The organism is Novosphingobium tardum (assembly GCF_042652045.1).
GTDB classification, from domain to species: domain Bacteria; phylum Pseudomonadota; class Alphaproteobacteria; order Sphingomonadales; family Sphingomonadaceae; genus Novosphingobium; species Novosphingobium tardum.
In genome coordinates, this window is the sequence record NZ_JBHSDR010000003.1 from 225,132 (window position 1) to 248,976 (window position 23,845).

General features: G+C 67.8%; 20 protein-coding genes. 11 read left to right on the forward strand and 9 right to left on the reverse strand.

From position 1 onward, the window contains the following. Window positions 1–251 precede the first annotated feature (251 nt). Both rplJ and rplL read left to right on the forward strand, forming a co-directional pair. Window positions 252–770 carry a 50S ribosomal protein L10 gene (rplJ, locus tag ACFO0A_RS01205; RefSeq protein ID WP_379537156.1) on the forward strand — a complete coding sequence of 173 codons (519 nt, stop codon included), beginning with the start codon at window positions 252–254 and terminating at the stop codon, window positions 768–770. Window positions 771–827: 57 nt separating this feature from the next. Next, a complete protein-coding gene (rplL, locus tag ACFO0A_RS01210) occupies window positions 828–1,205 on the forward strand; it encodes a 50S ribosomal protein L7/L12 (RefSeq protein WP_379537157.1) in 378 nt (125 codons plus the stop codon). 165 nt (window positions 1,206–1,370) lie between these two features. Here the strand turns inward: rplL and ACFO0A_RS01215 are convergent, their stop codons facing one another. Then, window positions 1,371–1,910, reverse strand: coding sequence for an acyloxyacyl hydrolase (locus tag ACFO0A_RS01215; protein WP_379537158.1), 540 nt, complete (start codon window positions 1,908–1,910; stop codon window positions 1,371–1,373). A gap of 139 nt (window positions 1,911–2,049) precedes the next feature. On the opposite strand from ACFO0A_RS01215, the gene ACFO0A_RS01220 reads away from it, so the two are divergent. The 5 genes from ACFO0A_RS01220 (at window position 2,050) to ACFO0A_RS01240 (ending at window position 8,276) form a co-directional block, all read left to right on the forward strand. Further along, complete coding sequence (locus ACFO0A_RS01220; RefSeq protein ID WP_379537159.1) at window positions 2,050–3,459, forward strand: MATE family efflux transporter; 1,410 nt, start codon at window positions 2,050–2,052, stop codon at window positions 3,457–3,459. Between the two features lie 116 nt (window positions 3,460–3,575). Next, window positions 3,576–3,863, forward strand: coding sequence for a co-chaperone GroES (gene groES / locus ACFO0A_RS01225; protein WP_379537160.1), 288 nt, complete (start codon window positions 3,576–3,578; stop codon window positions 3,861–3,863). Between the two features lie 95 nt (window positions 3,864–3,958). Continuing rightward, window positions 3,959–5,605 (forward strand): chaperonin GroEL, encoded by a 1,647-nt coding sequence (gene groL, locus ACFO0A_RS01230; protein WP_379537161.1) that lies wholly within the window; start codon window positions 3,959–3,961, stop codon window positions 5,603–5,605. A 194-nt stretch (window positions 5,606–5,799) separates the two neighbouring features. Beyond that, the gene (locus tag ACFO0A_RS01235) at window positions 5,800–7,752 is read left to right on the forward strand and encodes a potassium transporter Kup (protein WP_379537162.1); all 1,953 of its coding nucleotides are present in this window, start codon (window positions 5,800–5,802) and stop codon (window positions 7,750–7,752) included. 116 nt (window positions 7,753–7,868) lie between these two features. After that, window positions 7,869–8,276 carry a baeRF12 domain-containing protein gene (locus ACFO0A_RS01240; protein WP_379537163.1) on the forward strand — a complete coding sequence of 136 codons (408 nt, stop codon included), beginning with the start codon at window positions 7,869–7,871 and terminating at the stop codon, window positions 8,274–8,276. Window positions 8,277–8,324: 48 nt separating this feature from the next. Here ACFO0A_RS01240 and ACFO0A_RS01245 read toward each other — a convergent pair whose 3' ends face one another. Then, on the reverse strand, window positions 8,325–9,611 hold the full coding sequence (locus tag ACFO0A_RS01245) for an acyl-CoA dehydrogenase family protein (protein ID WP_379537164.1): 1,287 nt from the start codon (window positions 9,609–9,611) through the stop codon (window positions 8,325–8,327). Between the two features lie 44 nt (window positions 9,612–9,655). Further along, on the reverse strand, window positions 9,656–10,999 hold the full coding sequence (locus tag ACFO0A_RS01250; RefSeq protein ID WP_379537165.1) for a phosphotransferase: 1,344 nt from the start codon (window positions 10,997–10,999) through the stop codon (window positions 9,656–9,658). Between the two features lie 149 nt (window positions 11,000–11,148). Between ACFO0A_RS01250 and bla the strand changes: the two genes are divergently transcribed. Then, window positions 11,149–12,135 (forward strand): class A beta-lactamase, encoded by a 987-nt coding sequence (bla, locus tag ACFO0A_RS01255; protein ID WP_379537166.1) that lies wholly within the window; start codon window positions 11,149–11,151, stop codon window positions 12,133–12,135. Between the two features lie 91 nt (window positions 12,136–12,226). On the opposite strand, the gene ACFO0A_RS01260 is transcribed toward bla, so the two are convergent. After that, on the reverse strand, window positions 12,227–12,541 hold the full coding sequence (locus ACFO0A_RS01260; RefSeq protein ID WP_379537167.1) for a hypothetical protein: 315 nt from the start codon (window positions 12,539–12,541) through the stop codon (window positions 12,227–12,229). A 288-nt stretch (window positions 12,542–12,829) separates the two neighbouring features. Here ACFO0A_RS01260 and polA point away from each other — a divergent pair, with 288 nt between their 5' ends. Then, the gene (polA, locus tag ACFO0A_RS01265) at window positions 12,830–15,685 is read left to right on the forward strand and encodes a DNA polymerase I (protein WP_379537168.1); all 2,856 of its coding nucleotides are present in this window, start codon (window positions 12,830–12,832) and stop codon (window positions 15,683–15,685) included. On the opposite strand, the gene ACFO0A_RS01270 is transcribed toward polA, so the two are convergent. After that, window positions 15,662–17,002: an APC family permease gene (locus ACFO0A_RS01270; RefSeq protein WP_379537169.1), complete on the reverse strand. Its 1,341-nt coding sequence runs from the start codon at window positions 17,000–17,002 to the stop codon at window positions 15,662–15,664. The genes polA and ACFO0A_RS01270 overlap by 24 nt on opposite strands. Before the next feature lie 98 nt (window positions 17,003–17,100). On the opposite strand from ACFO0A_RS01270, the gene ACFO0A_RS01275 reads away from it, so the two are divergent. Together ACFO0A_RS01275 and ACFO0A_RS01280 are read left to right on the forward strand one after the other, a co-directional pair. Further along, window positions 17,101–18,444: a sensor histidine kinase gene (locus tag ACFO0A_RS01275; RefSeq protein WP_379537170.1), complete on the forward strand. Its 1,344-nt coding sequence runs from the start codon at window positions 17,101–17,103 to the stop codon at window positions 18,442–18,444. A 123-nt stretch (window positions 18,445–18,567) separates the two neighbouring features. Continuing rightward, window positions 18,568–18,975 carry a PilZ domain-containing protein gene (locus tag ACFO0A_RS01280; protein ID WP_379537171.1) on the forward strand — a complete coding sequence of 136 codons (408 nt, stop codon included), beginning with the start codon at window positions 18,568–18,570 and terminating at the stop codon, window positions 18,973–18,975. A 24-nt stretch (window positions 18,976–18,999) separates the two neighbouring features. On the opposite strand, the gene ACFO0A_RS01285 is transcribed toward ACFO0A_RS01280, so the two are convergent. From ACFO0A_RS01285 to ACFO0A_RS01300, 4 genes are all read right to left on the reverse strand, one after another. Next, the gene (locus ACFO0A_RS01285; protein WP_379537172.1) at window positions 19,000–21,321 is read right to left on the reverse strand and encodes a CDC48 family AAA ATPase; all 2,322 of its coding nucleotides are present in this window, start codon (window positions 21,319–21,321) and stop codon (window positions 19,000–19,002) included. A 262-nt stretch (window positions 21,322–21,583) separates the two neighbouring features. Beyond that, on the reverse strand, window positions 21,584–22,330 hold the full coding sequence (locus ACFO0A_RS01290; RefSeq protein ID WP_379537173.1) for a class I SAM-dependent methyltransferase: 747 nt from the start codon (window positions 22,328–22,330) through the stop codon (window positions 21,584–21,586). Window positions 22,331–22,362: 32 nt separating this feature from the next. Next, on the reverse strand, window positions 22,363–22,866 hold the full coding sequence (locus ACFO0A_RS01295; RefSeq protein WP_379537174.1) for a COG3650 family protein: 504 nt from the start codon (window positions 22,864–22,866) through the stop codon (window positions 22,363–22,365). 56 nt (window positions 22,867–22,922) lie between these two features. Beyond that, window positions 22,923–23,702, reverse strand: a complete 780-nt coding sequence (locus tag ACFO0A_RS01300) for a universal stress protein (protein WP_379537175.1) — start codon at window positions 23,700–23,702, stop codon at window positions 22,923–22,925. Window positions 23,703–23,845: the final 143 nt, after the last annotated feature.

Here is a 23,845-nt window from a genome sequence, read left to right on the forward strand (position 1 = left end):
CGACCGCGCAGGTTCGCCCGCCGGTCTTCCGTCCGAGACAGTCGGTGAGGGCTTCCCTCTTAATTTCCGGCCTAGACGGGGAAACGAGATTTCGGCCCGGCCCGCTTCATGGCGTGCCCGGCTCCGGCGTTGCCCGTGCTGCGCCCCTCCTTCCCCATCACTGGACTCGCCCGTTCGGCCCGCCTGGGTCCGTGCGGACAACGCAGCCCGGCCCGGCGCGCATGCGTCAGGCCATTCGTGAAGGAGTACGCATGGATCGTTCGCAGAAAGCCGAATCGGTCGCAGCCCTCAACGCGACCTTCAACGAGGTGGGCGTGGTGGTCGTCACCCGCAACCTCGGCATGAGCGTGGCCCAGTCCACCGCTCTTCGCACGAAGATGCGCGATGCGGGAGCGTCGTTCAAGGTTTCCAAGAACAGTCTGGCCAAGCTGGCGATCGCCAATACCGACTACGAAGGTATCGGCGATATGCTTACCGGCCCGGTGGCGCTCGCGTCGTCGGTCGATCCGGTGGCTGCCGCCAAGGTCGCCATCGATTTCGCCAAGACCAACGACAAGCTCGAGATCGTTGGCGGATCGATGGGTGCGCAGGTTCTGAACGCCGACGGGATCAAGGCTCTCGCCTCGATGCCTTCGCTCGATCAGTTGCGCGCGACCATTGTTGGCCTCGTCCAGGCCCCGGCGACGAAGATCGCCCAGCTCACCACCGCTCCGGCGGCGAAGCTGGCGCGCGTTTTCGGCGCTTACGCCAAGACGCAGGAAGCCGCCTGAGACTTGCCCAAAACCGTTTCCCCGTTCGCGGGGCCATCAGATCAAAAGGAATAGACCATGGCCGATATCGCCAATCTCGTTGAAGAACTCTCGAAGCTGACCGTTCTCGAAGCCGCCGACCTCGCCAAGGCGCTGGAAGAAGCTTGGGGCGTTTCCGCCGCTGCCGCGGTTGCCGTGGCCGCCCCCGCCGGTGGTGGTGAAGCCGCTGCCGCGGTCGAGGAAAAGACCGAATTCGACGTCATCCTGACCGGCGACGGCGGGAAGAAGATCCAGGTCATCAAGGAAGTGCGCGCGATCACGCAGCTCGGCCTGACCGAAGCCAAGACCCTGGTCGAGAGCGCCCCGAAGGCGATCAAGGAAGGCGTCAACAAGGCCGAAGCCGAAGAGATCAAGAAGAAGATCGAAGAAGCCGGCGGCACCGTCGAGATCAAGTGAGGCAAGCGCGGGCGCGCGGCCTCGGCCGTGCGCCCCGCACCTTGCGTCACCCCGGACCCGGTCCGGGATCGACGTCAAAAGTTTTGCGGGTGTCTTGAAGCGCTCGTGATCGTCAGGGGCGGGGTCGGGAAACCGGCACCGCCCCTTTCGCATGTGGCAAGCGCGTCAAAGCTGCAGGTTCAGCCGCGCGCCCCACATGTCGATGCCGGGGTTCTGGTGCCAGTTGAACAGCCGGGCATGACTGATGTGGACCCAGCTCGCCTCGATCCCCACCCTCGGCGAAAGCTGGGTGCCCACGGCGATGCCGGGTTCGAACAAGACGCGGCTGCCCAGCTCGGTGTGCTGGCCGTCCGCCGTCACCCGGTTGGAAGGCCCGTCCTGCACCACGAAGCCCAGTTCGGGGCGGGCATATACCGGGCCACTGCCCAGCTTCCAGCTCAGCCCCGCGCCGGCGAAGCTGGTGTCGCCCTGCGTGTTGACCGATGCGATCACATAGGGCGCGGGCGAGCCGATGAAATGCAGCGCCTCCGCCTTGTCGAAGCGGTAGCCCAGCTCGACATCCGCCCCGTGCTCGCCTGTCTTGAGGGTGAATGGGGTATCGACTCCATGGATATAGACCCCGGTGAAGGCTTCCTTTGCCAGAGCCGGCGATGCCGTGCCGGTCAGCGCGATGCCGAGCGCGGCGGCGGCCAAGAGCTTATTCATCAACGGGAATCCTCGTCCGGTGGTTATCGAGCGCGCGGGCATGGCTGTGGCATGCTTGCCGCAAGCTTAAGCGAAAGCGCCGGCGCAGGGGTATAACCGCTTTTCGGCGCGGCGCCCCGCGCCTATCCGGGCCGGCTTTATGTCGCACGCACCTGCCTTTCCCGCGCCGCCCCACGGCGCCACCGAGCGCGCTATGGTGCGCGGCGAACTGCGCGCGATGATCGCGCTGGCGGCGCCGCTGGCGGGCGCCAACCTCATCCAGATGGCGGTCTATGCGGTCGACGTGATCTTCGTCGCCCGGCTCGGGCCCGAAGCACTGTCCGCCTCGTCGCTCAGCGTCTCGCTGTTCGGCCTCCTGATGTGGTCCATGACCGGGCTTGTCGGTGGTGCGGCGCCGCTCATCGCTGCCGAACTCGGCGCGCGGCGCCATGCCGTGCGCGAGGTGCGCCGGACGATCCGCATGGCGCTGTGGCTGGCGGTCATCGCCGGCCTGCTGGTGATGGCCATCTGCGCGAAGGGCGAGGCGCTGATGCTGTGGACCGGCCAGCAGCCCGCCGTCGCGGCCCGCGCGGGCCCGTTCCTCCTCATCCTCTCGCTGGCGACGATCCCCAACCTGATTTCGGCGATCCTGCGCAACTACGTCTCGGCGCTGGGCCGGGCGGGGATCGCCACGGCGATCACCGCGCTGGCGCTCGTCGTCAACACGCTGGGCAACTATGCCTTCGTCTTCGGCCACCTCGGCGCGCCCGCCTGGGGTCTCGAAGGTTCGGCGGTGTCGAGCGTGCTGACCAGTCTGGCCATGCTCGCGGCGTACCTCTGGGTCATCCGCAGCGACCGCCGCTTTCGCCGCTACCGCCTGTTCGGGCGCTGGTGGCGGACCGACTGGCCGCGCTTTGCCGACATGCTGCGGATCGGCCTGCCGATCGCGGCGACGATCCTGGCCGAGGCCGGGCTGTTCTCGGGCGCGGCGTTCCTGATGGGGCGGCTGGGCGAGGCCGAGCTGGCGGGCCATACCGTGGCGCTGCAGTTCGCCGCGCTGGCATTCCAGGTGCCGTTCGGGATCGGCCAGGCCGCGACGATCCGCGTCGGCCTTGCCTATGGCGCGCGCGACATCGCGGCGATCGGCCGCGCCGGCAACGTCGCGATAGCGCTGGGCATCGGCTTCATGGCGCTGACCGCGCTCATCATCTGGGCGTTTCCGCGCACGATCATGCACCTCTATGTCGATCCCGATGCGCCGGCCAACGCGGCGATGGTCGGCTTCGCGGTCCAGTTCCTGGTCGTGGCCGCCGCGTTCCAGCTCTTCGACGGGGCCCAGGCGGTGGCGGGCGGCAGCCTGCGCGGCCTGCAGGACACGCGCATTCCGATGGCCATCGCGATCTTCGGCTACTGGGTGCCGGGCATCGGCACCGCCGTCTATCTCGGCTTCTTCACCCCGCTGCGCGGCTTCGGCATCTGGCTGGGCCTGGCCGTGGGCCTCGTCGTGGTGGCCTGCCTGCTGCTGTGGCGCTGGCGCAACCGGGCGCGGCTGGGGCTGCTGCCCGCCTGACGAATCTTCGCCGGCGATGCTTGACGGCGCCCTGGCACGTGACCATATGCGCGGCGCTGGCACTCTCGACCCGAGAGTGCCAAGGCATCATTTCGTCATGGATAAGGGAGAACCCCATGAATTTCCGTCCGCTGCACGACCGCGTGCTCGTGCGCCGCATCGAAGCCGAAGAAAAGACCGCCGGCGGGATCATCATTCCCGACAGCGCCAAGGAAAAGCCGAGCGAGGGCGAAGTCGTCTCGGTCGGTTCGGGCGCCCGCGCCGAGAACGGCACGATCACCCCCTGCGACGTCAAGGCCGGCGACCGCGTCCTGTTCGGCAAGTGGTCGGGCACCGAGGTCAAGGTCGACGGTGAAGACCTTCTGATCATGAAGGAAAGCGACATCCTCGGCGTTCTCGCCTGATCGCATCCCAACCCTAGCCGGCTTTCCGCGCGAGCGGGTGTGCCGGCATCAAGGCCCCCGCGCTGGCGGGGGTGCTCCAGACAAGGAAAAAGACAATGGCAGCCAAGGACGTACGTTTTTCGCGCGACGCGCGCGAACGCATCCTCAAGGGCGTGGACATCCTCGCCGACGCGGTGAAGGTCACGCTCGGCCCCAAGGGCCGCAACGTCGTGATCGACAAGAGCTTCGGCGCCCCGCGCATCACCAAGGACGGCGTCACCGTCGCCAAGGAAATCGAGCTCAAGGACAAGTTCGAGAACATGGGCGCGCAGATGCTGCGCGAAGTGGCCTCGAAGACCAACGACCTCGCCGGTGACGGCACCACCACCGCGACCGTGCTGGCCCAAGCCATCGTGCGCGAAGGCATGACCTCGGTCGCCGCCGGCATGAACCCGATGGATCTGAAGCGCGGCATCGATCTTGCCGTGACCAAGGTGGTCGACGACCTCAAGGGCCGTTCGAAGCCGGTTTCGGGTTCGCAGGAAATCGCCCAGGTCGGCATCATCTCGGCCAACGGCGACCGTGAAGTCGGCGAGAAGATCGCCGAGGCGATGGACAAGGTCGGCAAGGAAGGCGTGATCACCGTCGAGGAAGCCAAGGGCCTCGAGTTCGAGCTGGACGTCGTCGAAGGCATGCAGTTCGACCGCGGCTACCTGTCGCCGTACTTCATCACCAACCCCGACAAGATGACCGTCGAGCTCGACAACCCCTACATCCTCATCTTCGAGAAGAAGCTGTCGAACCTGCAGGCGATGCTCCCGATCCTGGAAGCCGTCGTCCAGACCGGTCGCCCGCTCCTGATCATCGCCGAGGACATCGAGGGCGAGGCCCTGGCCACGCTGGTGGTCAACAAGCTGCGCGGCGGCCTGAAGGTCGCGGCGGTCAAGGCTCCCGGCTTCGGCGATCGCCGCAAGGCGATGCTGGGCGACATCGCGACCCTGACCCAGGGCGAGATGATCAGCGAGGACCTCGGCATCAAGCTCGAGAACGTCACCGTCGCGATGCTCGGCCAGGCCAAGCGCGTGTCGATCGACAAGGACAACACCACGATCGTCGATGGCGCCGGCAATGCCGACGACATCAAGGCCCGGGTCGAGCAGATCCGCGCCCAGATCGAGACCACCACCAGCGACTATGACAAGGAGAAGCTCCAGGAGCGTCTTGCCAAGCTCGCCGGCGGCGTCGCGGTGATCAAGGTCGGCGGTTCGTCCGAGGTCGAGGTCAAGGAGCGCAAGGATCGCGTCGACGACGCGCTGCACGCCACCCGCGCCGCGGTCGAGGAAGGCATCGTCCCCGGCGGCGGTACCGCTCTCCTCTATGCGACCAAGGCGCTCGAGGGCATGAAGGGCGCGAACGACGACCAGACCCGCGGCATCGACATCGTGCGCAAGGCGATCCAGGCGCCGCTGCGCCAGATCGCCGAGAACGCCGGTCATGACGGTGCGGTCGTCTCGGGCAACCTGCTGCGCGAGAACGACGAGCTGCGTGGCTTCAACGCCGCGACCGACACGTACGAGAACCTGACCGCGGCCGGCGTCATCGACCCGACCAAGGTCGTTCGCACCGCGCTGCAGGATGCAGCCTCGGTCGCCGGCCTGCTGATCACGACCGAAGCCGCAATCAGCGAAAAGCCCGACGACAAGCCAGCCATGGGCGGCATGCCCGGCGGCGGCATGGGCGGCATGGGCGGCATGGACTTCTAAGTCCGCGTCCAGCCTTTGCAAAGAAATCGGGCCGGGGGAGCGATCCTCCGGCCCTTTTTCACGCGTTACGCGCCAGGCGACCACCACCGGCGCTTGCGCGGCACGCGGACACGATTGCCCAAATTGCATTTGCAGCGCGCCGCAACGGGCGTAGAGGCCCGCGGCCCGGCATCCGCCGGCATGGGGTGCGTGTCATGCAGCCAGCCGCTTCCGCCTCGTCGGAGTCCGACGAAGCATCTACCCTGCCCGCGACGGGCTACTCTTCCAAAAAACTGCTTCCGCTCACCATCGGCGCGATCGGCGTCGTGTTCGGCGATATCGGCACGAGCCCGCTCTACGCTTTCCGCGAAGCGCTGAACCAGGCGGCGTCCGACGGCCTGGTGGTCGAGGAGATCATCGGGGTGATGAGCCTGATGCTGTGGGCGCTGATCCTGATCGTCACGGTCAAGTACGTGCTGCTGCTGATGCGCGCCGACAACGACGGCGAAGGCGGGGTGCTGGCGCTGCTCGCGCTGGCGCGGCGCGGCGTGCGCAGCCGTGGCGGGTTGGTCCTGGCGCTGGGCGCGACCGGCGCGGCGCTGTTCTATGGCGACGCCGCGATCACGCCGGCGCTGTCGGTGATGTCCGCGGTCGAGGGACTGAAGTCGCTGCCCGGCATGTCCGAGGCCATCCCCCAGCAGCGCGTGATCGAGATCACGCTGGTCATCCTGCTGGCGCTGTTCGCGCTCCAGTCGCGCGGGACCGAACTGGTCTCGAAACTGTTCGGCCCGGTCTGCATCGCGTGGTTTCTTGCCATCGCCGCGCTCGGCCTGCTCCACATCGCCGATGCGCCGGGCATCCTCGCCGCGTTCCTGCCGTGGCATGCGGTCTGGTTCGTCGGCGAGCATGGCATCCTTGGCCTGTTCGTGCTGGGCGCGGTGTTCCTGACCGTGACCGGGGCCGAGGCGCTGACCGCCGACATGGGCCATTTCGGCAAGGCGCCGATCCGGCTCGGCTGGCTGGTGCTCGTGTTCCCGGCGCTGGCGCTCAACTACCTGGGCCAGGGCGCGTTCGCGATGAAGGTGCTGGCCGAGGCGAACGACCTCGGCAAACCGTTCGCGAACCTCGACTGGTTCTTCCTGATGATCCCGGCGGGCCTGCGCCTGCCGATGGTCCTGCTCGCCTGCGCTGCCACGATCATCGCCAGCCAGGCGGTGATCACCGGCGCGTTCTCGCTCAGCCAGCAGGCGATCCAGCTCGGCCTGCTGCCGCGCCTGCAGATCAAGCAGACTTCCGCCGGACACGCCGGGCAGATCTATATCCCGGCGATCAACTGGATGGTGCTTGCAGGCGTCATCGCGCTCGTCCTGGGCTTTCGCACCTCGTCGGCAATGGCGGCCGCCTATGGCATCGCGGTGACCGGCACGATGGTCATCACCTGCGCGCTCGCGTTCGTCGTCATCCGCCGCAACTGGGGCTGGAGCCTGCCCGCCGCCGCCGCGATCATCGCACCCTTTCTGGCGCTCGACCTGCTGTTCTTCGGCGCCAACATCCTGCGCGTGGTCGAAGGCGGCTGGGTCCCGTTGACGATCGCGGCCGCGCTGCTCGTCATCATCCGCACCTGGGTGCGCGGACGCGGATTCGTGGCCGAGCTCGAGAACGACGGCGCGGTGCCGCTCGCCGAGATGGCCGCCGCGCTGGCCCGGCGCCCGCCGACGCGGATCGCGGGCACCGCGGTGTTTCTGACCGCGCGCAGCGAGCTGACCCCGCACGCGCTGCTCCACAACCTCAAGCACAACCGCGTGCTCCACGCGCACAACTACGTCACCACGGTGCGCACGCTGTCGGTCCCCCACGTCGCGCCCGACGATCGCCTCAAGGTGACGCCGATCGACGACAACTTCGCCCAGGTCGAGCTGCGCTATGGCTTCATGGAATCGCCCGACGTGCGCGAGGACCTGATTCGCGGCGGAGGCGCGATTGCCGACGCCGACAGGGCCAGTTTCTTCATCGGCCGCAACAATTATGCGGCGTCGAGCGATGTCGGGATGCCGGTCTGGCAGGACATCCTGTTCATCGCGCTTCACCGCAACGCCGCGGATCCAACCGATTATTTCAACATCCCGTCGAACCGGGTGATCGAACTGGGCGCGCAGTACGCGATCTGACCGGGCGCAATGCCGCTCGACCGCGACGAACCGGCGATTTATCACGGTGCAAGGACCGGACCCCCAAGAGGGCTGGACCGTTGGTGTGCAATCCCCACAAGCAAAAGGAGAGCCGCTTGCAACTTCCCCACAAGGCCCACGTCGCGATCGTCGACGGAGAACGGTTCGTGCTTATGCGCAACACCGGGACCGCGCTGGAACCCGTTCTGTCGGCGCAGGACACGCCCGAGATCGAACTTACCAACTACAGCGCCGGGGTGCAGCACCAGGACGGCCGCGGCCAGCAGGCGGGCAAGCAGAACCTCGACGAATTCGCGCATGCCGCGGGCGTGGCCGAATGGCTCAACAAGGCGGTGCTGGGCAAAAAGATCAGCGACCTGTTCGTCGTCGCCGATCCGACCACGCTGGGCGAGATGCGGCGCCACTACCACAAGCAGCTCGAAGGCAAGCTGGTGGGCGAACTCGCCAAGACCCTGACCGGCGAGCCGGCCGAACGCATCGCCGCGGCGATTTCCGCCGCCTGACCGGATGCGGACGGGGCGCGCGATCCGATCGCGCGCCCCTCTGCAGGTTCACGCGAACATCGCCTTGCGCGGGCCGAGATAGCCGAACAGGTACGCGGCGACCTTGCGCATCTGGATTTCCTCCGCACCCTCGGTGATCCGATAACGGCGGTGGTGGCGATAGATGTGCTCGAACGGCTTGTGCCGCGAATAGCCCATCCCGCCGTGGACCTGCATCGCCCGGTCCGCCGCCTGGCAGACCAGCCGGTTGGCCCAGTAGTTGCACATCGAGATCTTGTCGGACAGCTCGTGCTCGATGGCCTTGTGCTCCATCCGGTCCATTTCCCAGGCGGTCTTGTAGATCAGCAGGCGCAGCATCATGCATTGCGTGGCCAGCTCGACCAGCGGGAACTGGATCGCCTGGTTGCGCGCCAGCTCTTCGCCGAAGGGTTTGCGCTCGCGCGCGTACTTGACGCTTTCCTCGACGCAGTAGCTGGCCGCGCCGAGCGACGAGGCGGCCTGGCGGATGCGGTTCTGGTGGACGAAGCTCTGCGCCAGGCTCAGCCCGCGGCCTTCCTCGCCCAGGATCGCGCTGTCGGGCACCCACACGTTCTTGAGGAAGAACCGGGCGTGGTCGGTGGGCATGTTGAAGGTCCACAGGTACTCGTCGATCTCCAGCCCCGGAGAGGGGTTGGGGACGAGGAAGCAGGTGATCCCCCGGGCATCGCCCGCCTCGCCGCCGGTCCGCGCGAAAGTCGCGACGTGGCTGGCGACGTGCATGCCGGTGATCCACATCTTCGACCCGTCGATCCGCCAGCCGTCGACGCCGTCGCGCGTCTCGCGCACTGCCCGCGTCTCCATGTGGGTGGCGTCCGATCCGTGGTCGGGCTCGGTCAGGCCGAAGGCGACGCGGCGCCGGCCCTCGAATCCGCCGAGAATGAACTCGTCCTTCTGTTCCTGGGTGCCGAACGTGTCGAACATCGCCACGAAGGGGAAGTTGCCGACGATCGAATGCTCGTTCTGCAGGTCGTTGTGCAGGCCCAGCCCGCGCGCGGCGAAGCGGTCGCGGATCACCGCCATCCACAGGTTCGAGCCGTCCTTGCCGCCGTACTTCTTGGGCGCGGAAAAGCGCCAGTGGCCGGCGGCGTCGGCCTTGCGGGTCGCGCTGCGCAGGAGCTGCTCCCATTCGTGGCGGGGCAGGCCCTGGTCCTCGTAATTGGTCCGCGCCCATTCGCGGCGATGGTCGAAGAACCGCTCGTTGTCGTCGGCTGCCTGAAGCGGCGCAATTTCCGCCTCGATGAACGCCTCAAGCTCGGCGTAGTAGGCTTCCAGGTCGGCAGGCAGGTCGAAATCCATCGGGCAGTCCTCTTTCTTGCGTGCCCGTCGTTGCGGGCGTGATTTCAGCGGGGGCCTTCCCACTTGGCGCGCGCAGGCGCAAGCGCGGCGTACTTGGGAACGTCGGCGGCCAGCTTGTCGAGCGCGCCGCGGCGCAGGCGCGCCAGCAGGCCCGGCGTGGCGAGCGATTGACGTCCGGCGAGGATGTCCGTGGCCAGCGGGCGATCCTCCGGGCACGGCCGCGTCGCCAGTTCGCGCACGACGATGCCCAGCGCGTTGCGCGCGACCGCAAGGTCGAACCGGTCGCGCCCCGAAAAGCGCTCCTTTACCGAACCCAGCCATTCCGAGACGGCGGTCAGAACTTCGGCCGCATCGGGCTCGCCATGCGGCGGCGGGGCGGGCGCCGGGGGCGGTGGCAGGGGCGCGTCGCGCTCCGCCTGCGGGGCGTCCTCCTCGAGGAGGACCAGCAGGTCCAATTCCTGCTCCGAGGTGCGTCGGGCGACGACGACGCGTTCGAGCGAACGGTCGGCGTGGCTGCGCCACAGTCCGCCCATCCCCAGGCACCCTAGCGCCCACCACACGGTCCGGTAGATCAGCCAGAAGCGGAAGCGCGCGGGATCGACCGGCGCGCCTCCCGCCGCTTCGTAGGCCGCGAACAGCTCTTCGAGCGTGCCCAGGCCGAAGCCCGGCTTGTCGAGCTGGCCGAAGCGCCAGACGGTAAGGCACCCGAACGCCAGGTCCTCGTGGAAATCGCCGAGATGCGCGACCTCCCAGTCGAGCACGCCGGTCAGCCGGCCATGCTCCGCCATCACGTTGCCGATGCGCAGATCGCCGTGGACGAGCCGCGGCGCGATCGGCGGCGGCAGGTTGGCGCGCAGCCAGGCGAGGCCCAGCGCAATGATCGGACGATCGCCGCCAAAGCTCTCGAACTGGGCGGCGAGGCCTTCGACCCCACCGGCAGCGTCGAGCGCGGGAATCGCGCCTGCCGCCCGCGGCTCGACGCGATGGACTGCGGCAAGGCTTGCGGCAATATCGGCCAGCATAGCCGAACCGCCTTCGCCCAGCACGACCTTGGGATCGGCAGTGCCCGCGATCCGGCGCATGATGAAGCCGCTGCCCAGCCCGTCGCCCGGTTCCAGCTCGGCCACGACCTCGGGCGCGACGACCCCGGCGGCGCGCGCGGCGCGGATGACCGCGGCCTCGGCGGCATGGCTCATCGGGCGGCCCGCCATCATCTCGGCAGACGGCGCGCGGCGCAGGACGAATTCCTCTTCGCCGCAGGAAAAGGCCCAGCTTTCCATGTTCGCGCCGCCCGAAAGGCGGGCCAATCCGGCTATCGCGCCGGGGCTTCCGGCCCTGCGCATGACCGTGGCAAGGCCGGCTTCAATTGTCTCGACGGGGGTCACCATTCACCCCCCGTTATCCATTTCTGACGCATTATCCAGCCCAGCGGTTGCGAAGTGACGATGAGCGGAGGAACGTCACGCTTGCAACCGCTCCGTCAATTTAGTCTATTCAACAGCGGGTTGGGTCGCGCAATGGGGATGGGACTGTTACAATGGTCGTGAAGAAGTTCGGGCTGGCGGCAGCCGCGCTGGCGATGTTCGCCGCTCCGTTGCCGACGATTTCGGCGTCGGCGCGCGACGATGGCATCGGCCTTGCCTCACTCAACGCCACGCAGGACGCCGCGCTTCTCCGCCAGCTCAGCGCGATCGTTTCGGAAATGCCTTCGGCCCGCGTCGGCATCACCGCCATCGACATGGACAGCGGCCGCCAGGTCTCGATCAACGGCGACCAGCCGTTCCCGATGGCCAGCACGGTCAAGATCGCGGTAGCCGCCACTTTCCTCGACATGGTCGACCAGGGCACGCGCCGGCTCGACCAGTCGTTTCCGCTGATGATCCGCGTCGCCGGCGATACGGCCGACGGCCGCGCCGCGGTGCGCCCGGGCATGTCGCTTACCGCGCAGAGCCTGATCGAGCTCAGCATCACCAAGAGCGACAACCAGGCGACCGACGCGCTCATCGCCGCGGTCGGCGGAACCCGTGCGGTCACCGCCTGGCTTCAGAAGAATTCGCTGTCCGGCCTGCGGATCGACCGCGACATCGCCACCCTGGTGCGCGACGATTCGGCGAAGAACGATCCCCTGCGGATGGTCGACCGCCGCGACACCAGCACGCCGCAGGCGATGGTTCACGTTCTCACCGCGCTCTATCGCGGCGATGTCCTCAGCGCGCAGAGCCGCGCGGTGCTGCTTGGCGCGATGAGCCGCTGCCAGACCGGGCGCAACCGGCTGAAGGCACTGCTCCCGCAAGACACCCTGGTCGCGCACAAGACCGGAACGCTGTGGGGCCAGACGAGCGATGTCGGCTTCATCCGCCTGCCCGACGGACGCAACATGGCCATCGCCGTGTATGTGGCCGGGCAGCAGAGCCACACCGCCCACGCCGGGACGATCGCCGCTGTCGCGCGCACTGTCTACGACAACTTCACCCCGACGCTGGCCAGCGCTGCCGCCGCCGACCGGAGCCTGGCGGCCCGCTGACCCCACGCCTTAGACGGGCAGCAAAAAGGGCGCGGTCTCGATGGAGACCGCGCCCTTTCCGTTTGGTCTGACGACCAGCCTTGCGGCTGGATCAGTCGGCCTTCGCCTTGGCGGGCGTTTCGCCCTGGGCAGCGGCTTCGGTGTTCGCGGCGGCGTCGCCGGTCGCGTCAGCGGCCTTGCCAGCGGCATCGGCGGTTTCGTCGGCAGCCTTCTGGGCGGCGTTCGCGGTGGCGTCAGCAGCGTTCTCGGCGGCATTGGCGGTCGCTTCGGCGGCGGTGTCGACGTTGGCGGCAGCGTCGGCAGCAGCCGAATCAGCAGTCGTCTCGGCGGCGTCCTGGGTCTTCTGCGAGCAACCGGTCAGGGCAAAGGCGCCGGCAACAGCGGCGACGAGGATCATCTTGCGCATTCTTCGTTTCCTTGGAGGAAGGAGTGGACCGCGCTGGCCGCATAAAGAGGCAAGCACAAAGTCTACCAAATCAGGAGACTTCGCGCGCCAAATAAAGCCAGTGCCGGGCCGATGCAAGCATTCGCGCAACGGACTGTCGCAAACGCGAGTGTGACGCTGGATTGTGGCAGTTCAATGACGAATGCCACATGGCGCCCGCGATCTGCGACAAACCGCAGCCGAGCGCGCATTTTACGTCCCCGCAAATCGGTCGCTGACGCTGCGCCCCTGCGCTGCTAGGCACGGGCGATGGAATCCCGCCAGCACCTCTATCTCGTCGATGGCTCGGCCTACATCTTCCGGGCCTATCACCGCCTTCCCCCGCTCACCAACCCGCGCGGCGTGCCGGTGGGAGCGGTCTATGGGTACACCACGATGCTGTGGCGGCTGGCCGAGGACCTGCACAAGGCCGACGGACCGACGCATCTTGCGGTGATCCTCGACAAGGGATCGACCAGCTTCCGCAACGCGCTTTACGACCAGTACAAGGCGAACCGCCCGCCCCCGCCCGAGGACCTGGTTCCCCAGTTCCCGCTGATCCGCGACGCCACCCGTGCGTTCAGCCTGCCGTGCATCGAGGAGGACGACCTCGAGGCCGACGACATCATCGCCAGCTACGCCCGCGCCGCGACGCTGAAGGGCTGGGACGTGACCATCGTCAGTTCGGACAAGGACCTGATGCAGCTCGTCGGCAAGTGCGCCCAGGGCGGCGGCTGCATCGACATGCTCGACACGATGAAGAACCAGCGCATCGACATTCCCGAGGTGATCGAGAAGTTCGGCGTTCCGCCGGAGAAGGTCGGTGACGTGCTGGCGCTGATGGGCGACGCGGTCGACAACGTGCCCGGCATCCGCGGCATCGGCCCCAAGACCGCGACCAAGCTCATCCAGGAATACGGCGACCTCGAAAGCGCGCTTGCCGCCGCGCCGACGATGAAGAAATCCAAGATGGCCGAAAGCCTGGTCGAGCAGGCCGAGATGGCCCGGCTCAGCCGCGTCCTTGTCCAGCTCAAGGAAGACTGCGAGCTGCCGATCCCGCTCGAGGATTTCGCGCTTACCGCGGTGCCGCCCGAACCGCTCGCCGCGTTCCTGACCGAACATGGCTTCACCAGCCTGCTCAAGCGGCTGGGCGCGGGCAGCGGCAGCCCGACTTACGCCACCCAGCTCGATCCGCCCAAGCCGACCCAGGCCGGCGCGCCCGCGCAGGCCGACGGCAACCGCCAGCCCTTGCCCGAGATGCCCGCGGTCGATCTCGAAGCCTACGAATGCGTGCAGAGCGAGGAACGCCTCGCCGCCTGGGTGGCGCGCGCGTTCGCCGCGCGGCTCGTGGCGATCGACACCGAGACGAGCGCGCTCGACGCGATGCGCGCCGAACTGGTCGGGGTCAGCCTCGCGCTCGGCCCCAACGACGCGTGCTACATCCCGCTCGGCCACGGCAGCGGCGACATGTTCGGCGAGAAGCCGGCGCAGGTCGACCGCACCGTTGCCCTGACCCTGCTCAAGCCGCTGCTCGAAAGCGACGCGGTGCTGAAGGTCGGGCAGAACATCAAGTACGACATCAACATCCTGGCCCGCGCCGGCGCCGCCGTCGGCGGGATCGCGGTCGCGCCGATCGACGACACGATGATCATGAGCTTCGACCTCGATGCCGGGCGCAGCGAGGACGGGATCGGCGGCGGCCACGGGATGGACGAACTGGCCACCCGCCACCTCGGCCACACGACGATGACCTACAAGGACATCTGCGGCGCGGGGAAGAAGGCGATCCCGTTCAGCGAAGTGCCGCTCGACCGCGCCACCCGCTATGCCGCCGAGGATGCCGACGTGACCTGGCAGCTCCACCGCCTGCTCCGCCCCCGGCTTGCCGAGGAAGGCGGAACCCGAGTCTACGAAACGGTCGACCGCCCGCTGATCCCCGTCGTCGCGGCGATGGAGCGCCACGGGATCAAGGTCGACCGCGAGGGCCTGTCGCGGCTGTCGGGCGAATTCGCGGAAGCTATCGCCGCGCTGGAACAGACCATCTTCGCCATGGCCGGCCAGCCCTTCACCATCGGCAGCCCGAAGCAATTGGGCGACATCCTGTTCGACAAGCTGGGCTACAAGGGCGGCCGCAAGGGCAAAAGCGGGCAATATTCAACCGACCAGGCAATCCTCGAAGGCCTTGCCGCGCAAGGCGCCGAGATGCCGACCAAGGTGCTCGAGTGGCGCCAGTTGTCGAAGCTGCGCTCGACCTACACCGAGGCGTTGCAGGCGGCGATCAATCCGGCCACGCAGCGCGTCCACACCTGCTACAGCCTCGTCGGCGCGCAGACCGGGCGCCTTTCGTCGACCGACCCCAACCTGCAGAACATCCCGATCCGCACCGAGATCGGGCGCCAGATCCGCGAGGCGTTCGTCGCCGAGCCGGGCAACGTCCTGCTCGCCGCCGACTACAGCCAGATCGAGCTGCGCCTGGCCGCGCACATGGCCGACGTGCCCGCGCTCAAGGAAGCCTTCGCTGCCGGCGAGGACATCCACGCGCGCACCGCGATGGAGATGTTCGGAACGGTCGACCGCGACACGCGCGGGCGGGCGAAGACGATCAACTTCGCGATCCTCTATGGCATCAGCCGGTGGGGCCTGGGCGGGCGACTGGGGGTGACCTCTGACGAGGCGCAGGCGATGATCGACCGCTATTTCGAGCGCTTTCCCGGCATCCAGCGCTACATCGTGCACACGCTCGAGAAAGTGCGCGAGTGCGGCTATTCCGAGACGCTGTTCGGCCGCAAGACCTGGTTCCCGCGGATCAACTCGCGCAACCCCAACGAGCGCGCGGGGTCGGAACGCGCCGCGATCAACGCCCCGATCCAGGGCACCAGCGCCGACATCATCAAGCGGGCGATGGTGCGGATGATGCCCGCGCTCGAAGCCGCGGGCCTCGGCCACGTGCGGATGCTGCTCCAGGTCCACGACGAACTGGTGTTCGAGCTGCCCGAAGCCGACGTCGCCGCGGCCAGCCCGGTGATCGAGCAGGTCATGGCCGGCGCCGCCGCGCCTGCGGTCAGCCTCGACGTGCCGCTGGGGATCGAGATCGGCAGCGGATCAAGCTGGGGCGCGGCGCACTAGGGCATCGCGGGCGATATAGACCACCCCCACGCATGCCAGCAGCACGATCCCGATCAGGCTGTTGGCGGGGTCCTGCCACACCATCGCGGCGATGATCGCGATGTTGCACAAGGCGCCGACCAGCGCGGGCAGCGGAAACAGCGGCATCCGGAAGGGACGCGGCAGGTCGGGTTCGATCCGGCGCAGGCGCATGGCGGCAAGGTCGATCGCCAGCAGGATAAGCGAACCCGGGACCGCGGCGATGGTAACCAGCGTTTCGTAGGTGCCGCTGGCCGCGAACAGCATCGCGAACCCGATCGTCGTGACCATCGCGAGCCGGGGGGTGCCGCCCGGCGCCACCTGCGACAGGAACGCGGGCAGCGCGCCGTCGCGCGAGACGGCAAAGGCGACGCGGGTGAACTGCATGCACATCAGGTTCGCGATCGCGCCGACCGAGATCACCGCGATGATCGTGATGACCAGCCCGCTGGACCCGCCCAGGGTGCGCTGGAGCGCGTCGGCCGCGGGCAGCTTGGACGAAGCAAGCTGCGCTGGGGTCATCACGTGAAGCAAGGCCGCGTTCACCGCGAGATAGAGCAGGGTGACAAGCCCGATCCCCATGAACGTCGCGCGCGCGACGTTGCGTTCGGGCTCGTGCATCTCCTCGGAGAAATAGCAGGATGCATTCCACCCGGCATAAGTCGTCAGGGTCAGGCGCAGGGCGATCACCACTCCCGCCAGGGTCACTGCCGGCGACGGTCCGGGCGATGGATCGGCAGGCGCGCCGGGGGCCAGCGCCAGGGCCGCGACGAGGCCGAGCATCATCAGCGCCTTGAGCGCGGTCGCGGTGGTTTGGCTGGCTCCGCAAACCCGCGTGCCGTGCCAGTGCAGCGCGCCGATGGACGCGAGCAGAAGAACCGAGATAAGGCCCACCGGCGCGCGCTCCGCCAGCCCGAGTTCGTGGACATATTCGCCGAAGACGACCGCGATGAACCCGATGCTGACCACCCCCTGCAACCAGTCGGTCCAGCCGATCATTGTCCCCGCTAGCGGGCCGAAGGCGCGGCGCGCCAGGGCATAGGGGCCCCCTGCGCGCGGGTGCGACGCTGCAAGCTCTGCGGTAGAGAACGCGTCGAGTGCGCTGAGCAGCCCGCCGACCAGCCAGACGGCCATGATCGCCAGCGGCGCCCCGACAGCCCCCGCGACGATCCCGGGCGAACGCATGATGCCCTGCCCGACCATGCCGCCGATCACGACCGCCAGCCCGAAGGCGATGCCGAGCACGCGGACAAGCTGCTGTTCGATGTGAATGACGGTATCGCCGGCGTGTGCTGTCAACAGCCCAACTCCCCCCGCGACCTGCCGCAGTTCTAACCCGAAGCGGACGAATACCCGGCACGAATTCGTGCTCTTGCGGGAATCGGGCGTAAATTCCTGTGCGCGCCGGTGCGGGGACGCTAGAGACTGCCGCGATGATACGCGCGCAGGACAGGCAGGCACCACCTTTGCCCCGCGCGAGCTGGCGACGCGGCACCCGGTTGCCCAGCCTCCTGCTGTTCGCAGTCGTCGCGCTGGCGATGCTCGGGTCGATCTGGCTGATCTACTCCACCCTGCAGGCCGAGCGCGATGAACGCGCCCAGGTCCAGCGCACCGACAACATCATGCAGGCGCTGGGCGACCTCGGCCGGTCGGTCATCAACGCCGAGACCGGGCAGCGCGGCTACATCATCACCAACGACCGTGCCTATCTGGCGCCTTACGAGCTGGGCCGCGAGACTTATCCCGCCGCCTTGGCGCGGCTGAAGCAGCTGTTTTCCACCGGTCCGCCGAATGCCGAGCAGGACCGCCTGATGCGCGAGATCGAGCAATTGGCCGACGCGAAGTTCGCCGAGATGGCGAAGGGGGTGCAGTTCGTCGACGAGCACCGGATCATCGACGCCAACCAGCTCATCCTGACCGATCGTGGGCAGGAGCTGATGGACCGCCTGCGCAACGCGATGGTGCGGCTCGAGGCGCTGGAACGCGACACTCTGGGCTACGCCCAGGCCCGCTCGACCGCGCTGGAATTGCGGATCATGCCGCTCTTGGCCATGCTCGCGGTGATCATCTCGCTGTCGCTGGCGCTGGGCCTGCTGCAGATCTCGCGCACCGCGCGGGCCGAGGCGGCGGCGGCGCATGCCGAGGCGCTGCGCGAGGCGCGCGACCGCGCCGACCTTCTGGCCCGCGAGCTCAACCACCGGGTCAAGAACCTGTTCGCGGTCATCCTCGCCATCGTGCGGATGACCGGCAAGGGCGACCCCGCGGCGAAGGGCGTCGTCGATCGGATTTCGCAGCGGATTCACGCGCTAGTGAACGCGCACGAAGTGACCCAGGGCGCGGTCGAGAGCCCCACGGTCGACCTGCGCAACCTGATCGAGACGGCGATCGCGCCCTATCGCTCCGAAAGCGAGACGTGCGTGATCGAGGGCGAGGCGATCGCGCTGCCCTCACGCCTTGCGGTTCCCCTGGGCCTGGTGATCCACGAACTGGTGACGAACGCGGTGAAGTATGGCGCCTGGGCCGGACCCGGCGGCCAGGTGAGCGTGGCCTGGCGAACGACGCCCGACAGCGTCCACCTCACCTGGCGCGAAACGGGCCGTACCCTGGAGGCGACGGAGCGTGGGACCGGATTCGGGAGCATGCTGATCGATGGATCGGCACGCCAGATCCGCGGCTCGATCACCCGCGAATTCCACGACGAGGGGATCGAAGTAATTTTCGATTTCCCTGTCGGGGATTAGCCCGTTTCGAGCGGCTTTGCGCGCGCTGAAGGGCCGGATGCGAACCATTCGTTAACCCTGCGCGACTAGAACCACGGTCAACAAGGGTCGCGCACATTCCTGGTCCGCAGAAGGAACGCCGCCTTGTCACATGCCCTCGCCTTGCGCCGCCATTCGCGCCACGCAGTCTCGCTTGAGGGCGAATGCCGCAATCCTTCGGGTTCGGCGGCGATGGTCGAACTCACCGACATTTCGCGCGGCGGCTGCCAGATCAACCTGCGCGCCGGCAAGATCGAGGCCGACCGCGTCGTCGTCGTCCGGCCCAAGGCGCTCGAAGGGCTGACCGGGATCGTCCGCTGGATTTCGCACCAGGCGGCCGGCATCCAGTTCGCCAATCCGCTCGTGCCCGCCGTGGTCGACAACCTCACCGATGCCGGCGAGGCGCCCGCGCGCGGCGTTACCGTCGGGCCGGAAACGCGCATGGTCTTCACCGACAAATTCGGCCGGCTCCTGCCCGAACTCGATGGGCGCCGCCGGCGGCGGGGCGACTGACCGGGGGGCAGTCGCCCTGCCGCGCTATCCGTGCTTGCTGTCGCGGGTCGAACTGACCATCCCGGGCGCGATGAAGCCGATCGGGCCGACATCCATCGCCCGCTTCTTCAGCTCGCCCTTCATCTTGGCGTATTCCTCTTCCATCTCGGCGGTCACCGTGGCGCGCGAATCCTTGAGCGCTTCGACAAAGTCGGCCGCGTTCACTTCGCTGACCTGCGCCCCGGCGCGCTGGATCGCGTTGAGACCCGCCCGGCGGGTGACATCCTCGAGATCCGCGCCGGTGAAGCGGTCGGTCTGCGCCGCGATGTCATCCAAATTGACGTCGGCTGCCAGCGGCATAGCCTTGGTGTGGATCTTGAGGATCAGGAGGCGGCCTTCCTTGCTCGGCGTGCCGACATAGACCAGCTCGTCGAACCGGCCCGGCCGCAGCAGCGCGGGGTCGACCAGGTTGGGCCGGTTGGTCGCGCCGATCACGACGACCGACTGCAGCTCCTCGAGCCCGTCCATCTCGGCCAGCAGCGTGTTGACGACGCGCGCGGTCACCTGCGGCTCGTTGCCGCTGCTGCCGCGCGCCGGCACCAGGCTGTCGATCTCGTCGATGAACACCACGCACGGCGCCACTTGCCGCGCGCGGGCGAACAGGCGAGCAATCTGCTGCTCGCTCTCCCCGTACCACTTGCTCAGGAGGTCGGACGACTTGATCGCGATGAAGTTGGCCTCGGCCTCCTTCGCCACCGCCTTGGCCAGCAGGGTCTTGCCGGTTCCGGGAGGGCCATAGAGCAGGAACCCCTTGGCCGGGCGGATGCCCAGCCGGTGGAACGCCTCGGGATGCTTGAGCGGTAGCTCGACACCCTCGCGAAGCTTCTCGGTCGCCTCGTCGAGCCCGCCGATGTCTTCCCAGCCCACGGTCGGGGCCTGGACCATCACCTCGCGCATCGCGCTCGGCTGGACGCGCTTCAGCGCCTCGAGGAAATCGTCACGCTCGACCCGCAGGTTGTCGAGAACCTCGGGCGGGACGGTCTGCGCCTGGAGATCCAGCAGCGGCATGATCCGGCGGACGGCCTCGATCGCGGCCTCGCGCGTCAATGCCGCAAGGTCGGCGCCGACGAAGCCGTGGGTCGTGCGCGCCAGTTCGTCGAGCTTGACGTCGTCGGCCAGCGGCATGCCGCGCGTGTGGATGCCCAGGATCTCGCGGCGCCCGCTTTCGTCGGGAACGCCGATCACGATCTCGCGGTCGAAACGGCCGGGGCGGCGCAGCGCCTCGTCGATCGCGTCGGGGCGATTGGTCGCGGCGATCACGACAAGGTTGGACCGGGCCTGCAGCCCGTCCATCAGCGTCAGCAGCTGCGCGACGATACGTTTCTCCGCCTCGCCCTGCACCTGGCTGCGCTTGGGCGCGATCGAATCGATCTCGTCGATGAAGACGATCGCGGGCGAGTTCTTTGCCGCTTCCTCGAACACCTCGCGCAGGCGCTTTTCGCTTTCGCCATAGGCCGAGCCCATGATCTCGGGCCCGTTGATGGTGAAGAAATTCGCGTCGCTCTCGTTCGCCACGGCGCGGGCAAGCCGCGTCTTGCCGGTGCCCGGCGGGCCATGCAGCAGGACCCCCTTGGGCGGATCGACGCCCAGCCGGGTGAACAGTTCGGGGTAGCGCAGCGGCAGTTCCACCATTTCCTGAAGCTGGCGGATCGTGTCGCCCATGCCGCCCACGTCGTCGTAATTGACGTCGGCGCGGCCATCGCGCGGTTCCTCGTATTCGGCGCGCAGCTCGATCTCGGTATTCTCGTCGATGAAGACGATGCCCTTGGGCACCGTCGACACGACGGACAAGCGGATCTGGGTCAGCGCGAAGGCCGGGACGTTCAGCATCTGCCGAAGCTGCGGCGGCATGTCACCGCGATCGACCTGCTGCTGTCCGGCGGTGGCAACGAGGTCTCCGGTTACCAGCGGACGCCCGGCGAAGTTGCGCTTCAGCGCCTGGGCCGGTCCCTGCAGCCGCAGTTCGCGCTGGGCGGGGGCAAAGACCACCCGCTGCGCCGGCCGCGCTTCGGGCTTGCGCACGATAACCTGGTCGCCGGAGCCGACTTCGGCATTGGCGCGTTGCAGGCCGTCGAGGCGAATGACCTGCAAGCCCTCGTCCTCGGGGTAAGGCAGCAGGGCGCGCGCGGCGGTGACGCGCTTGCCCTCGATCTCGATCACGTCGCCTTCGGTGATGCCGAGCTGGCCCATCACCTCGCGGCTGATCCGGGCAAAGCCCTGCCCGCTTTCTTCCTGCCGGGCTCCGGCCACCTGCAACCTGATCGTGGTCTTGTCCTCGGCGATCGCCGCCGCCGGTGCATCTGCCATTGTCCGTCCCGTCGTTGTTCGCTGTGCCCTATCGACGGCGAAGCTAGGAACTGGTTCCCGCGATTGCAAACCGCCGCGCCGCCCGCCGATGCAAGCTGCCGTGGTTGCGAGACAAAAAAAGGCCCGGTCGTTGCCGACCGGGCCTTGGAAGTTTTGGGAGAGGATGCCTGAAAGGCACCCTCGTTATGGGATTCGCCCGGTTATGTTGCAAGTGCGAATTGAACAAGAGCAGTTGAAAATTACGCACTCGTAACTGAGAAAATCAGCCAGGCTTGCGGAATTTCAGCACAAATCGGTCGGTTTTCCCTCGGATCGAGGGATCGAATACGTTTGCTGCGTGGGGATCATCGCTGCGGTGCAGCACGTCGCTGGAGGCTTGGAAGACGAATCCGGCCTGTTCCATGTCGCGGCGCACAATGGCCGGATCGATGCGGTGGAACTTCTCGACCACCGCGCGGGTGTCGCCCGCGGGGCCTGCATGGTCGACGATCACCACCCGCCCGCCGGGCTTCACCGCCGCGAACCAGTTGGCCGCCACCACGCTGGGGTCCATCCATGGGTGCTGGTACTTGGCCGATTCCCAGTAGAGGTCGTGATAGACGAGGTGCGCAAAGACCCCGTCGACGCTGCCGGGCGCCAGCATCAGCCCGGTCGCCGGCGCCACGAGGGGAACCACGTTGGGAAACCTGGCGCTGAGCGCGGTCCACGCCTCGGCCTTGTACATGTTCGGCTGGGTCAGCGCATAGACGCGGCCCTTCGGCCCGACCACGCGCGAAAGCAGTTCGGAATAGTATCCGCCGCCGGCCTGGTAGTCGGCGATCACGTCGCCGGCCTTGAACCCCGCGAAGTCGAGCACCGCCGCGGGCATGCGCCCCTCGTCCATCGCCACGTTCGCCGGCAGGCGCTGCGCATCGGCCACGACTTTCGCATAGTCGGACGGCGCGGCACCGGCCGGCGCGGCCACGCCCGCCGCCATGAGCGCCAGCGCGGCAAATCCCAAAGCTTTCATAAATCGCATCCCCCTCGATTTCCCGCGCGGGACTAGGTGCCCGCCGGGATCCTGGCGCAGCCCCGCTGGACATCGCCGCCCAGCGTCCGCGTCACGCTGAGCGGATAGACGATATCCGACATCCCGTCACTGCACTGCGCGCGCGTGACCACGAGGATGAGCGCGGCGCCTTCGAGCGTGGCGGTGAACGTGCTCGCGCCGTCCCCGTCGATCCGCCGGACCGCGACGCGCTTGCCTGCCTGGTCCTCGGGCGTGCTGTAGAGAAGCGTGCCGGGGCCGACCTCGGCGCTCCAGAACGGCTCGGTGCCCAGGGCCCGGAAGCTGGCGGGAATCGCGGACTGCGTCGCTGACGGCGCGGGCGAAGGCGTTGCGGCAGTCGCTGTCGGCTGCTCGCCTGGGCTGGGGCTTGCGCTTGGTTCTGGGGTCGGCGTGGCAGTGGCCGTGGGTTCATCGACCGGCGCGACAGCGGTGCCCTTGCACCCGGGCATGGCGAGCAGCGCAGCGCCGGCGATCAGGATCCGCGATATGGTGCGCAAGCGTAAGCTCCTCGTGGCGGCATCCCCCCGCGACGAACAGGTTAGCCCCGCCCCGCTCAGTGCGCCAGCAGCAGCGGCACCTTGCTGTGCGTGAGGAAGTGCTTCGTCACCCCGCCCAGGATCATCTCGCGCAGCCGGCTGTGGCCGAAGGCGCCCATCACGATGAGGCCCGCATTGAGCCGCCGCGCGGCATTCTCCAGCGTCACCCCGATGCTTCCGGCAGGTGCGCAGTCGGCCAGTTCGGCATGAACGTCGTGCCGCGAAAGGTAGCAGAGCGCGTCGCTGGGCGGGAAAGCGTTCTCCTTTTCGGTGACGCGCACGACGTGGACCGATTCGGCGAGGCGAAGCAGCGGCAGCGCCGCGCGCATGGCATTGGCCGATTCGTGGCCGCCGTCCCAGGCGACGACCGCCGGCTGATCCAGCCGCAGCAGCGCGTGGCCGGCAGGGATCGCCAGGACCGGGCAGCGCGCGGTCACCGCCACTTCGTTGAGGCAGTAGTCGTCGAAGCTGATGACGATAAGGTCGGCCAGCCGCGCCCCGGCGACGAGGGATTCGACCGCTTCCTCGTCGCTGTGCTCGATATCGAAGGGGACGTCCTGCGAGGACAGGCGCGCCGAGATTTGCGCCGCCTTCTCCTCCGCATCCTGCCGCGCCGCTTCCAGCGCCTCGCGCATCAGCGCCGCGCCGCCAAAGGCGTCGGTGCTGACATAGCGGGTAATCGGCACGTCGACTTGCACGGTCACGTGCCCGTTCGTCGCCCGTGCGACCGTAAGCGCGGATTCGATCCGCTCGTCACGCGAGGGGCGGGGATCGGCCGGAACGAGGATCGAGCGCATGGGTGATTCTCCGTAATGATTTCACCGAGCTATGCGACCCGGCCGATTTCTTACCATGACATCGGTCAATTGGGCACGCGCGATCTTGCCTGTACCGCGCCGCCCGGTAATGCGGGTGCCGGACTTTAGCCGACTAAGGAGCG